The 12,810-nt window shown below is 40.2% G+C and carries 12 protein-coding genes; 8 read left to right on the top strand and 4 right to left on the bottom strand.

The features are described 5' to 3' along the window. Positions 1 to 2 precede the first annotated feature (2 nt). Positions 3 to 959 (bottom strand): NDP-sugar synthase, encoded by a 957-nt coding sequence (locus QEN48_RS00840; protein ID WP_280108529.1) that lies wholly within the window; start codon positions 957 to 959, stop codon positions 3 to 5. Positions 960 to 1,061: 102 nt separating this feature from the next. Here QEN48_RS00840 and QEN48_RS00835 point away from each other — a divergent pair, with 102 nt between their 5' ends. The 3 genes from QEN48_RS00835 (at position 1,062) to pheT (ending at position 4,996) form a co-directional block, all read left to right on the top strand. Beyond that, entirely contained in the window at positions 1,062 to 1,694 is a 633-nt protein-coding gene (locus QEN48_RS00835; RefSeq protein WP_280108528.1) for a diphthine--ammonia ligase, read from the top strand. Positions 1,695 to 1,844: 150 nt separating this feature from the next. Further along, positions 1,845 to 3,359, top strand: a complete 1,515-nt coding sequence (locus QEN48_RS00830; RefSeq protein WP_280108527.1) for a phenylalanine--tRNA ligase subunit alpha — start codon at positions 1,845 to 1,847, stop codon at positions 3,357 to 3,359. Further along, positions 3,350 to 4,996 (top strand): phenylalanine--tRNA ligase subunit beta, encoded by a 1,647-nt coding sequence (pheT, locus tag QEN48_RS00825; protein ID WP_280108526.1) that lies wholly within the window; start codon positions 3,350 to 3,352, stop codon positions 4,994 to 4,996. Before QEN48_RS00830 ends, pheT begins: the two co-directional genes overlap by 10 nt. 160 nt (positions 4,997 to 5,156) lie before the next feature. On the opposite strand, the gene QEN48_RS00820 is transcribed toward pheT, so the two are convergent. Together QEN48_RS00820 and mtnA are read right to left on the bottom strand one after the other, a co-directional pair. Next, complete coding sequence (locus tag QEN48_RS00820; RefSeq protein WP_280108525.1) at positions 5,157 to 5,699, bottom strand: DUF116 domain-containing protein; 543 nt, start codon at positions 5,697 to 5,699, stop codon at positions 5,157 to 5,159. Positions 5,700 to 5,735: 36 nt separating this feature from the next. Further along, complete coding sequence (mtnA, locus tag QEN48_RS00815) at positions 5,736 to 6,698, bottom strand: S-methyl-5-thioribose-1-phosphate isomerase (protein ID WP_280108524.1); 963 nt, start codon at positions 6,696 to 6,698, stop codon at positions 5,736 to 5,738. Between the two features lie 126 nt (positions 6,699 to 6,824). Here mtnA and QEN48_RS00810 point away from each other — a divergent pair, with 126 nt between their 5' ends. The 4 genes from QEN48_RS00810 (at position 6,825) to QEN48_RS00795 (ending at position 10,741) form a co-directional block, all read left to right on the top strand. Next, positions 6,825 to 7,487, top strand: a complete 663-nt coding sequence (locus tag QEN48_RS00810; RefSeq protein WP_280108523.1) for a DUF5612 domain-containing protein — start codon at positions 6,825 to 6,827, stop codon at positions 7,485 to 7,487. A 63-nt stretch (positions 7,488 to 7,550) separates the two neighbouring features. After that, positions 7,551 to 8,981, top strand: a complete 1,431-nt coding sequence (locus QEN48_RS00805; protein ID WP_280108522.1) for an OB-fold nucleic acid binding domain-containing protein — start codon at positions 7,551 to 7,553, stop codon at positions 8,979 to 8,981. Positions 8,982 to 9,087: 106 nt separating this feature from the next. Continuing rightward, a complete protein-coding gene (gene radA, locus QEN48_RS00800; RefSeq protein WP_280108521.1) occupies positions 9,088 to 10,059 on the top strand; it encodes a DNA repair and recombination protein RadA in 972 nt (323 codons plus the stop codon). 4 nt (positions 10,060 to 10,063) lie between these two features. Further along, on the top strand, positions 10,064 to 10,741 hold the full coding sequence (locus QEN48_RS00795; protein ID WP_280108520.1) for a phosphoglycolate phosphatase: 678 nt from the start codon (positions 10,064 to 10,066) through the stop codon (positions 10,739 to 10,741). Between the two features lie 118 nt (positions 10,742 to 10,859). On the opposite strand, the gene QEN48_RS00790 is transcribed toward QEN48_RS00795, so the two are convergent. Then, positions 10,860 to 11,408, bottom strand: coding sequence for a TATA-box-binding protein (locus QEN48_RS00790; protein WP_280108519.1), 549 nt, complete (start codon positions 11,406 to 11,408; stop codon positions 10,860 to 10,862). Positions 11,409 to 11,586: 178 nt separating this feature from the next. Here QEN48_RS00790 and thrC point away from each other — a divergent pair, with 178 nt between their 5' ends. Then, entirely contained in the window at positions 11,587 to 12,792 is a 1,206-nt protein-coding gene (gene thrC, locus QEN48_RS00785; RefSeq protein WP_280108518.1) for a threonine synthase, read from the top strand. Positions 12,793 to 12,810 lie beyond the last annotated feature (18 nt).

Genomic DNA, 12,810 nt, shown 5'->3' with positions numbered 1-12,810 from the left:
ATTTAAAACACCTCTAAAACATCTTTGTTTAACATTATGTTGTTCCACACTCTAACTCTATCACATATCTCAACATTATTTAGTTTACAGCCATCCCCAACAACCGAATCCCTAACAACGGAATCTTTAATTTTGGTGTTGGATCCGATGACTGAGTTCACCACCTGGCTATCGCTTTTTATTCTGGCGCCGCTTAACAGAACTGAGTTTTTAATTACAGCATTATCTTCTATAACTACATCTGGATAGATCAAGCAATCTCGTTTTGTCTGTTTTTTTAGTAGTTTATGTGCATCTATATAGCTGGTTGGTGTTCCTATATCTATCCAATATCCATCGAATTTATATCCATATAACCCATGTTCAGTGAGTTTCGGGAAAACTTCTTTCTCGATAGAGATTTTTTTATCCGGCTCTATATGATTGAATATTTGGGGTTTGAATACGTAGATTCCTGCGTTAATCTGGTTTGAAAAAACCTCATTGGGACTGGGTTTCTCCATAAAACGAGTGATCTTATCGTTCTGGTTAAGCCCTACAATCCCATACCTGGTGGGGTCGTCAACACCCCAGAGAGATAAAGTACCAACCCCACCCCGAGATCTATGGAACTTTATTAAACTATCTACATCGATTGAAGACAGTATATCACCATTAAAAACAACAAAATCTTGTTCTATATATTCCTCCATGTTTTTAATAGCGCCACCGGTACCAAGGGGCTTGGGTTCATCAACTATCCTTACACCAACCCCCACATCTCTTCTTTCATAATAATCTTTTATTTCCTGCTCCATGTAGTTGCAGGCCAACAAAACCTCGTCAAAATAACTTGGCAACGAATCAATAATCCAATCTAAAATAGGTTTACCACCAACAGGCAACAAAGGTTTAGGTCTCTCCAAACTAAGAGGGCGTAAACGAGTCCCCTTACCACCGGCAAGAACAACAGCCTTCATAGATACACCAACCTAACAATTATACCTAGATAACATTAAAAACACCACACCCCAGGTGTAGGGGGTAATTGTTTTGTGTTTCTGGGTATTTTGGTATTCTTGATGATTGGTTTTTGTTCTTGGAGTGGAGGGAAGGATAGTGCATTATCCCTATATCGAGCTAAAGAAGACCTTGATTTAGAGGTTAAGTACATAGTGAACATGATTAATAAGGACCGGCATATTGGACATGGAACACCACCACAACTGATCAAGAAACAAGCAGAATCCCTTCAGATAGAGTTGGTTCAAAGAGAGGTGTTGTGGGAGACATATGAAGAGAACTACAGCCAGATAATAGATACCTTAGATGTAGGTTATGGTGTTTACGGCGACATAGACATAGAGGAACATAGAGAATGGGTCCTAAAATTCTCTAAAAAACATGGAATCGAACCCATACTACCGTTATGGAACGAAAACCCCCACAACTTATACCAAGAGTTTATAGATATGTTTAAAGCCATCATAGTTAAGGTCGATCCCGAAAAAGTTGGGGAAGAGTGGTTGGGAAAACCATTAACACAAGAATTCCATAACTACCTAAAAAAACAGGATATACATCCGATGGGTGAGCATGGAGAATACCATACCTTCGTTGTAGACGGTCCAATATTCCAACAAGAAATAGATGTAAGTTTAGGCATAAAAAATAGAGATAAAGAGACAGGAAACATATCAATAAACATAAAATAACCCCCAGTGTTAATGAGTCATAGTTTTCCGTGAAATGTTATTGAGTGGTTTAGTGGTGAGTTTTTGGGGAAATAATATTGAGTGGTTAAAAATCAATTAGTAAGGGTAAGTTAGGTATCTGTTGGTTTAGATTTGTTTGAGGTATTTAGTATGGATTTTCGTTCACATGAAGTTGATGTTTTGAAGGCGGTTTCCGAGTTGGGTAATGCAAGTCCTGGGGAGATTGCTAGATATGGTGATATCGATGTTGCTGGTGTGATGAGGGCTGGTTTAGAGCTTGAGGAGAAGGGGCTTGTAGAGATTAATGAGGCTAGGAAAGAGTTTTATGTGATTGGTGGGGAAGGCCGTAGGTTGCTTGAGGATGGCTTGCCTGAAGATAAGATACTTGAGTTTGTTAGTGAGGGTGTTGATGAGTTAAGTGAGCTTTCTAAAAAACTGGATGGAGAGGTTTTGAATATTGGTTTGGGTTGGATACGGGACAAAGGTCTTGGTGAGATAGAGAGAGGTAGGATAGAGTTGACTGATAGGGGGGAAAGAAGGTTAATGAAACCAGAAACCCCTGAAACCAAGGTATTAAGTTTTTTAAGTAATGGTGAACCTAAATCTCTTGAACAAATTAAAGAGGTTGTTGAAGAACCAAAGCCAGTTGTAGAGGAGTTGTTGGGTCGTGACTCGGCTATAAAGAAAATTGAGAGAACAGAGAGAGAGCTAGAGATAACCAAGAAAGGTCTTGACTTATCTATTGAGGATTTAGAGGTTGAAGAGTATATACATGAGTTAACTCCGGAATTGATTTCATCGGGTAGGTGGCGTGAACGTGAGTTCCGTAGATATGATGTTTCGGCCAGCACCAAACCCAGTTATCCAGGAAAAAGACATCCATACCAATTGATTTTAGATGATATCCGCAGGATTTTCCGGGATATGGGTTTCAAGGAGATTAAGGGTCAGACTGTTGAATCCAGTTTCTGGAACTTTGACGCTCTTTTCCAGCCTCAAGACCATCCAGCAAGAGAGATGCAAGACACATTTTATCTAAAAAACCCCGGGAAACTGGAGTTACCGAACGAAGAACTGGTTAATAAAGTTAAAGAGATGCATGAAAGCGGTGGGGAAATTGACTCGATTGGTTGGGGGAATCTATGGAGTCGGGAGCTCGCTGAAAAAGCTGTTTTACGTACACACACAACCTCCACCACAATCAGGTATCTATCTGAAAACCCCGAGCCTCCGGAAAAGGTTTTCAGTATAGACCGAGCATACCGTAGAGAAACAATCGACGCAACACACCTACCACAGTTCTACCAACTAGAGGGAATCGTATTAGGAGAAGACCTATCATTCAACAACCTACTTGGATATCTCCAAACTTTTTATAGCCGCATGGGTTTCGATGAAATCCGTTTCCGGCCAGGATATTTCCCATATACCGAGCCAAGTGTAGAGCCAGAAGTATACGTAGAGGAATTAGGAGAGTGGGTAGAGCTTGGTGGAGCAGGTGTATTCCGTCGAGAAGTAACCAAACCCATCGATGTAGAACACCCCGTCCTAGCATGGGGGCTTGGTATAGGCCGGCTTGCAATGCTTAAACTAGGGCTAACAGACCTCAGAGACCTATACCAAAGCGATATAGATTGGTTAAGGAGGCATCCATCATGCCGGTAATAGAAATAGACCTACCAACCATAGAAGAAATGGTGGAAACACCAAGAGAAACAATCTTAGATAGAGTACCAATGATCGGAGCAGACGTAGAACGTATAGACGGAGAAACCGCTTATATAGAGTTCTTCCCAAACAGGCCAGACCTATTCAGCATAGAAGGAGTTGCAAGAGCCCTAAAAGGATTCCTTGGAATTGAAACTGGATTACCCATCTACAACGTAAAACCACCAACAACCAAACTAGAGATAAAACCAACGGTCAAAGAAGTAAGACCCCACGCAGTAGGAGCCATAGTAAGAAACCTCAACCTAAACGAAAAAACCATTAAAACCATCATGGACCTCCAAGAAGACCTGCATTGGGGGTTAGGAAGAGATAGAAAAAAAGTATCAATAGGAATACATGACCTAAAACACCTCGAACCACCATTCACCTACCAAGCAGTAAACCCCGACACACATCCATTCAAACCCCTCGACCACAACCAAAAAATGACCCCCCATGAAATATTAAAAAAACACGAAAAAGGCCAGAAATACCAAGAAATAATCAAAGACGCAGAAAAATACCCAATAATAACAGACTCAACCAACCAAGTACTCTCATTCCCACCAATAATCAACAGCCAACTAACAGAAGTAAACACAACAACAAAAGAAGTCTTCATAGACGTAACCGGAACACAAAAACACAGCATAGAGAAAGCACTCAACATAATGGTAACAGCACTATCCGAAAGAAACGGAGAAATAGAAAAAATAGAACTAACAGGAACCAAAAACCAAACCACGCCAAACCTAAAACCAACAAAACGACAAATAAACCACCAAGAAATACAAAAACTAATCGGAAACCAAATAACCCCAGAACAAGCCGTCAAAGCCCTCCAAAAAATGCGATACCAAGCCAAAAACCAACAAAACCAGATAACAGTCAAAGTACCAAGCTACCGAGCAGACATACTCCACGACTGGGACATAATAGAAGACATAGCAATCGGATACGGATACCAAAACATACAGCCAGAACTACCAAACACACCAGGAATAGGATCCAGCCACCCAACAGAAGAACTAGGAGACAAACTAAGAAACATAATGACCGGACTCGGATACAACGAAGCAATGACACTAACACTAACCAACAAACAAGAAACCCAAAAAATAAAACAACCAACAAAAAACCCAGTCAAAATACAAAACCCAATATCAACCGACCACACAATACTAAGAGAAACAATACTACCCAAACTAATACAAATACTAAAACTCAACAGACACAGAGACCTACCACAAAAAATATTCGAATACGGAGAATGCTTCCACAACCAGGAAAACCAAATAAAAGAATGCAGACACCTAACAGCCATAGCAATAGGCCGAAAAATGAACTACAGCCAAATAAAATCCCACACAGAAACAATACTCCGAGAACTAGACCTAAACTACCAAATAAAACCCAAAAAACAAGGACCATACATACCAGGAAGAGCCGCCAAAATCACCATCAACAACCAAAAAATCGGAGAATTCGGAGAAATACACCCAGAAATAATACAAAAACACGAACTAAACCACCCAATAACAACACTAGAAATAGAACCAGAAAAAATACCAAAAAACCAAAAAAACCAATAAAACCCGATAAACCCAAACAAAAAACCTCTCTAAAGATACCTCCCCAGGAAGTCTTTAATGAGGTTTACCCCCATATAGGCATTTTCATTCTCTAGTTTAAATCTATTTTTTTGTGTTTTTGTTTGTTGTGTTTTTGGGTTTGGTTTTTGGGGTTGGTGTTTTAGAGTTTGAGTTTTCTGGCTACTTCCATTTTGTTTACTTCTGTGTTGACGCATCCGTCTTTGGTTAATAGGATTCCTTGGCTTGGGATTCCGGTTTGTGTTGCTTTTTTGATTGCTTGGTCTAGTTCTTCGTAGCAAGCTACTCCGACTACTGCTTCGACTCCTCCGTTTTCGAGTACTTTGTATACGAGGCTTCCGCCTGGTACGACGTAGACTTGGTAGCCGAGTTCGTTGGCGTAATCGATTATGTCTGCGATGTCGCATTTTCCACATTGTTTGCATTCTAGGCCGTTGTCTCCGTATTCGCCTTTGCATTCGCTGGTTTTCCGTAGGCAGTGTGGTAGGAATAGGGCTCTTTTTTCGATTGGTGTTTTTTTGAATATTTCTCTATCCATCATGTTTCGTACTTCTATGTCTACGTATTGTGACCATTCTTCACTTAGGTTAAGTTGGCCTAATACTTTTGATGTTAGTTCATGGGCGTTTGTATGTGCCCCGGAGGTATATAAACGTCCTATTAAGCTTTTTATTTTATCTTTCAAGTTTTTTGACCTCTTTTGAGGCCCGAAAAGGGTTTTTTATCTATCTAGCTTTTCGATACCTTTTTCTGTTATTACGCCGTCTATCAATTCACTGGGAGTTAGATCGAAGGCTTGGTTGTATGCCTTGACTTTTTTGGGAGCTATTTGGCAACCACATATTTCTTTTATCTCTTTTTCGTTTCTTTCTTCGATTTCTATTTCATCGATTGTGATGTCAAGGTCAAAGGTTGATTTTGGTGCAGCGACATAAAACTCTGTCCCATGTCTTTCCGCTAAGGCCGCGATGTTGTATGTGCCTATTTTGTTTGCAACTCCATCTTGGACAACTCTGTCTGCTCCAACAACAACCTTATCGATCTCCGGCATTAAAGCGCCAATGGCGCTGTCAACTATCAGGGTTGTGTCAACACCGATATCTTCAACCAATTCGTAGGCTGTTAATCGGGCGCCCTGTAAAACAGGCCGTGTCTCAGTACAAACCACATCTATATCTATATCTCTTTCAACAGCTCTTTTTATCACTCCAAGCGCGGTTCCATACCTTCCTGAGGTCGCTAGAGCTCCAGCGTTACAATGTGTTAAAACCGTGTCTCCATCACTTAGTAAGTTGGCTCCATTGTCACCTATCTTTTTGTTTATCTCTCGATCTTCCCTGTAAATAGCCTGAACCTCTTCTTCAACAGCTTTCTGCCAGTTATCACTTGACTTAGCCGCCTCTAAAACACGGTCGATAGCCCAAAACAGGTTTACAGCGGTAGGCCTGGTCTGCCGTAAACGACCGGCAGCCTTCTCCAACACCTTTTTATCTCCTTTCTGGCTTGCAAGCATTAAACCAAATGCAGCTGAAACACCAATAGCCGGTGCTCCCCGAACCTTAAGTTCCTCAATCGCCCTAGCAACCTCCCTATAGTTTTCAAGTTCAAGAAAAACCAACTCATTCGGTAGTTCTGTCTGATCGATCATCAAAACCTTACCATCTTTAAAACTTACTGTATCCAAAAACAACCACCTTCAAATAAATCTATCTAAAATGACACATACATAATATAAATGTCAATTATTTTTTTGTAGGAGTTTCCCCACAATCTTTAGATAGCCCTTCAATCTAAAATATATGTGGTTAGAATGGTCAATGCTATTTCAGCAATCGCAGATGACAGGCCTGGAGTACTCAGAGACATAACCAAGATAGTTGCTGAGGAAAAAGGCAACATAAACTATACCCAGCAATTCATTTTGGATAGAGGAGAGCATAAAGGAAAGGCCCATATCTACATGGAGATAGGTAACACAGATAAAATCGATAGTATAATAGAAAAAATCAAGGCCGACCCCAAAGTCATTAAAGCCGATAAATCCCCTAGATTCAATGAAGTATACGGTAAACGCGTAATAATATTTGGCGGCGGCGCACAAGTATCGGAAGTTGCAAAAGGAGCAATAAGCGAAGCAGACCGACACAACATAAGGGGAGAAAAAATATCTGTAGACACATTACCAATCGTCGGAGAGAAATCACTAGCAGAAGCAGTGAGAGCGGTTAAAAGATTACATCGCGCCAAAGTACTCGTACTAGCCGGAGCCCTATTAGGCGGCGAAATAACAAAGGCGGTTAGAGAACTTAAAAAAGAAGGCGTATGGGTGATCAGCCTAAAAAACGTAGGAAGCGCCTACAAACAAGCCGACCTCGTGGTTTCAGACCCAACACTAGCCGGAGTACTAGCAGTAATGACAATCTCCAACAGAGCACAATTCGACATCAAAGAAGCCAAAGGAAAACAACTCTAAACCCCTTTTTTTTGGGTAACCAGTTTTAATAAATAGGTTGGAAGACAAAACTTGTTGGTGCCTATGGGAATCGATGAAGTTTACGAAAAAATAAAGGAATCTGATATTGAAGTTTCAAAAAATAAGTTTACCGACCTAATCGACCAGAAGGTAACTGAATTAGGTGGATTATGCGATAGAGACACAGCTGCAAAACTTGTTGCCAAAGACATCGGTATAGATGGTGAAGGCCCTATAGAGATTTCAGAGATAGATGGTGAGGGTGAAACCGTTAGTTTCGATGGAAAGGTTATTGAGGTCGAACAGGTCCGTACATTTGATAGAGACGATGGCTCCGTTGGCCGGGTGGCAAACATATTGTTGGGAGACGAAACCGGAGAAATAAGAGTTGTGTTATGGGATGAAATGGCCGACCTTGTAAAAACCAACGAAATCCAGAAAGATGACGTTCTAAGTATCCGCAATGCCCAAACAAAAGAAGGATACAGTGGTTTAGAAGTAAATGTAGGTGGAAGCACTCGAGTTGAAAAAATCGATTCAGAAGTAAATTATGAACGGGAAACAACCAAAATATCTGAACTAACACCCGACCTCGGGAACGTAGATATTGCCGGAGAAATACTAGACATCGGAGACCTAAAAGAGTTCACAAAAAAAGATGGAGAACAAGGAAAGGTCAGGTCAATAAAAATAGGCGATGAAACAGGAAAAATAGATATATCTCTCTGGGATGAACACGCAGAAAAAACATTCAATGTCGGAGACAGAGTTTTAATCCAACATGGATACACAAAAGAAAGATACGGAGAACTTGAACTAAGTGTTGGATATCGAGGCAACATACAAGAAACAGATAAAGAAGTAAGTTATGAACGAGAAACAACCCCACTAAAAGAGATAGAGCCCGGAAAACAATACGACATAACCGCAAACATAACCGGTATACAACCAACAAAAACATTCCAAAAAAAAGACGGCTCCAACGGCAAAGTCAAAAACATATACCTCGATGACGGAACCCAAGAAATAAGAGCCGCATTATGGAACGAACAAACAGAAAAAACAAAAGACCTCCAAGTAGGCGACATAATACGAATAGAAGACGCAAGAGCAAAAGAAGGATACCAAGACGACATAGAACTCAGCATCGGATGGAGCTCCACAATAAAAAAAATCGAAAACGAAATAAAAGAAATCCAAGGCAACATCTCCAAAGTAAAAGGCGGAACAAAAATCGACGTAAAAGGAACAGTAATATCCAAAAACATAATAGACGACGGCACAGGCTGCATCAAAATAACAAACCAAGAACTACCACAAATAGGCACAACAATCAGAGTCAAAGGCACAGCAGAAAGAAAAGGATCAACAAACACCGTAAAACCAACAAAAATAGAAAAAACACACCAAGACCCCGAAGACATCGAAATGATACTACAAGAAATACAAACAATAACAAAACAAAAACAAAAACAAGAAGGAGAAAACGATTGAATTAATACTTTCACTTCCCCTCTACAGACCTTTTTTTAAATATAATACAAAAAACAAAACCCTCTAAGAAAACTGTCTTTAATTTTAATATTGAGTGTGAAACAACATGTCTGAACTATCTCAACAAGAAAAACTAGAAGAACTACCTGGCGTGGGGCCTGCAACAGCTGATAAACTAATAGAAAATGAATTTGATTCACTTGAAGCAATAGCAGTTAGCTCACCAAGCGAACTATCGGCAAAAGTAGATATAGGAGAAAAAACAGCAATCAACATCATCGATGCAGCAAGAAAAGAAGCCGACATAGGTGGATTCGAAACAGGAAACAAACTAATGGAAAAAAGAGCCAACATAGGCAAAATAACAACAATGGCAGACGACTTCGACCGACTATTAGGAGGAGGAATCGAAACACAAACAATAACAGAGATGTACGGAGAATACGGGTCAGGAAAAACACAGATAGCCCACCAACTCGCAGTAGCCGTACAACTACCAGAAGAAGAAGGCGGCCTAAACTCAAACGCAATATACATAGACACAGAAAACTCATTCCGCCCAGAAAGAATCAAACAGATGGCCAGAGAACTAGAACTCGACGAAGAAGAAGTACTTGACAAAATCTACGTAGCCAGAGCATACAACTCCAACCACCAAATGTTACTATCAGAAAAAGCCAGAGAACTAGCAAAAGAAATAAAAGAAAACGACGGCGATGTAAGACTCCTAATAATAGACTCACTAACATCCCACTTCCGAGCCGAATACGTAGGCCGTGGATCACTAGCAGAAAGACAACAAAAACTCAACAAACACCTACACGAAGTAATCAAATTCACAGACCTATTCAACGCAGCAGCACTAGTAACAAACCAAGTTCAAAGCAACCCAGACGCATTCTTCGGAGACCCAACAAGACCCATCGGCGGAAACATACTAGGCCACATGGCCACATACAGACTCTACCTCCGTAAATCAAAAGGAGACAAAAGAATCGCCAGACTCGTAGACTCACCATGCATGCCAGAAGGAGAAAGCGTATTCACAATCGGAGAAGAAGGAATACGAGACGCCTAACAAAATGAAAAAAAACCAACAAAAAGCAATAGCAATAGACATCGACGGAACAATCACAGACAAAAAAAGAAGACTCAACCTACAAGCAACCAAATCAATCAGACAAGCAATAAAAAACAACCACAAAATCATCTTAGCAACAGGCAACGCAACCTGCTTCGCCAGATCCACAGCCATACTAATCGGAACAGACAGCCCAGTCATAGCAGAAAACGGTGGAGTAATAAACTACGGAATAAACAAAAACCAAATACTAGCCAACAAAAAAGAAGTTCAAAAAGCATTCAACCACCTAAAAACAAAAACAGAGATAGAAGAATTCAAAGACCACCGATACACCGAAATCGCATTCCAACCAACAATAACACCTCAAAAAGTCAGAGAAATCACTAAAAACTACAACATCGAGGTAGTGGACACAAAATTCGCCATACACATAAAAAACAAACACATCAACAAAGCAACAGCACTAAAAAAACTAACAAAAAAACTAGATATACCACAAAAACAAACAATCGCAATCGGAGACTCCAACAACGACATAGAAATGATAGAACAAGCAGAAACCGGAGTAGCACTAAAAAACTCAACACCTGAACTCAAAACAAAAGCCGACATAACAATAAACAAACCAAACGGAAAAGGAGTAACAAAAGCACTAAAAAAACTAAAAATAATATAAAAAAACCAACTTTTGTTTTTGTAATACAAAAAAAGTTCTTTATTTGTTTTTGGTTTTTTAGATCAAAACAGGTTTTAAATGGTTTGGTATACGGGTTTTTAGGCCCGTATTACGTTTTTTAGATGAGTCCTTTGTCTTCTAGTTCTTTTTTGACTTTTTTGACTCCTTCTTCGCAGTCTTCGGGTTTTCGACCGCCTGTACATACTATTTTTCCGCTTCCGAATAGTAGTAATACGACTTTTGGTTCTTCTAGTCGGTATACGAGTCCTGGGAATTGTTCAGGCTCGTACTCTACGTTTTCTAATCCGAATCCGATTGCTATTTGGTTTAGGTTGAGTGGGTGGTCTAGGTTTGCGCTTGCAACGATGTTTTGGACGATGGTTTTTGGTTTGTTTTTTATGTCTACTCCAGCGCCTTTTAATTTCTCTATTACTTTGTCTACTGCTACTTCTACGTCTTCAACGTTTTTAGCTCCGGTGCAAACCAGTTTTCCTGAGGAAAATATTAATGCAGCGGTTTTTGGTTCTGTAAGTCTGTATACAACGCCTGGAAATTTTTCTTGGTTGTATTCAGCATCTTCAAAATCATTATAAATTTTTTCAAGGTCAATTTCTTGGTCAAAGGAAGTAGAGGCTACAACATTCTCAATCTTGATTTTTGGATCCATACTTAATCCCTTTATATTGTTTATAAGTACTCCCTTATAAATACAAGGGTTTTAGTTATAATATTGGTAGATTTTTCATACAACAAACCGGAACCAACCAGATATGGTTGTTTAGATATCTGGTTTTTGGGTGTTTTTTACCTAAAAAAATAAAGTGGTTTAGGATGAGTCTATTGGTATGCCGGAACTTAGATGTATTAGTTGTGATTCGAGGTTTTCAGATCAAGAGATTTTATACACATGCCCTAGTTGTGATGGATTGCTTGAGGTCCATTATGGAGAGGCAGAGATTGAGGAGAAACTGGATATAGATGAGATGAAGTCATTGGATTTAGGGGTATGGAAGTACAGGCCTTTCTTGCCTTGTGATGAGCGGGTTAGCATTGCTGAGGGAGCTACCCCGTTGTATGAAGCTGATAGGTTGGCTGAATGGGTTGGGGTAGATGAACTGTATATAAAGAATGAGGGTGGAAACCCAACAGGTAGTTTTAAGGATCGTGGTATGACTGTTGGGGTCTCTAAGGCCTTGGAGATGGGTTTGACAAAAGTTGGGTGTGCTTCAACTGGAAATACAAGTGCAGCTCTCTCTATATATGGCGCTAAAGCTGGTATAGATGCAATAGTTCTTTTGCCAGCAGGAAAAGTAGCTATGGGTAAGGTGGCTCAGGCTTTGATGCATGGAGCAAACGTCATATCAATAAAAGACAACTTCGATAGGGCTTTAGAGCTTGTAAGAGAGGCTTGTAACGAAAAAGACATCTACTTACTTAACTCAATAAACCCAATCCGGCTTGAAGGGCAAAAGACCATTGGGTATGAAGCAATTGAACAACTTGGTTGGGAGGTTCCAGACCGGATATTCCTTCCAGTAGGAAATGCAGGAAACATCTCAGCAATACATAAGGGCTTAACAGAGTGGAAAGAACACGACATAATACCAAAACTACCCAAGATGTGTGGAATCCAGTCAGAGGGCTCAAAACCATTCGTAGAGGCAATTAAAAACAATAAGAAAAAAATAGCGCCCGAAGGAGAACCAGAAACCCTAGCCACCGCAATAAGAATAGGAAACCCAGTTAACGGCCCCAAAGCCCTAAACGCCGTATACGACACCGGAGGGACAGCAGAATCAGTAACAGACCAAGAAATCGTTGAAGCACAGAAAAAACTCGCAAGACTCGAAGGAATCGGAGTCGAACCAGCCAGCGCCTCATCAGTAGCCGGCTTAAAAAAACTGGTCGAACAGGGAGAAGTACAGCCAGACGAAAAAACCGTATGCGTAACAACAGGACACCTACTAAAAGACTCAGAAGAAATAATCGAAGTCTGCACACCACCAACAGAAGTAGAACCAGACCTACAAACAGTACTAAACCACATCTAACTCCTATTGTAAATAACT

It is taken from the genome of Methanonatronarchaeum sp. AMET-Sl (assembly GCF_029854155.1).
Taxonomy (GTDB): Archaea; Halobacteriota; Methanonatronarchaeia; order Methanonatronarchaeales; family Methanonatronarchaeaceae; genus Methanonatronarchaeum.
Note: the sequence above shows the minus strand (reverse complement) of the source record. Positions and strands in the feature narration are given on the sequence as shown.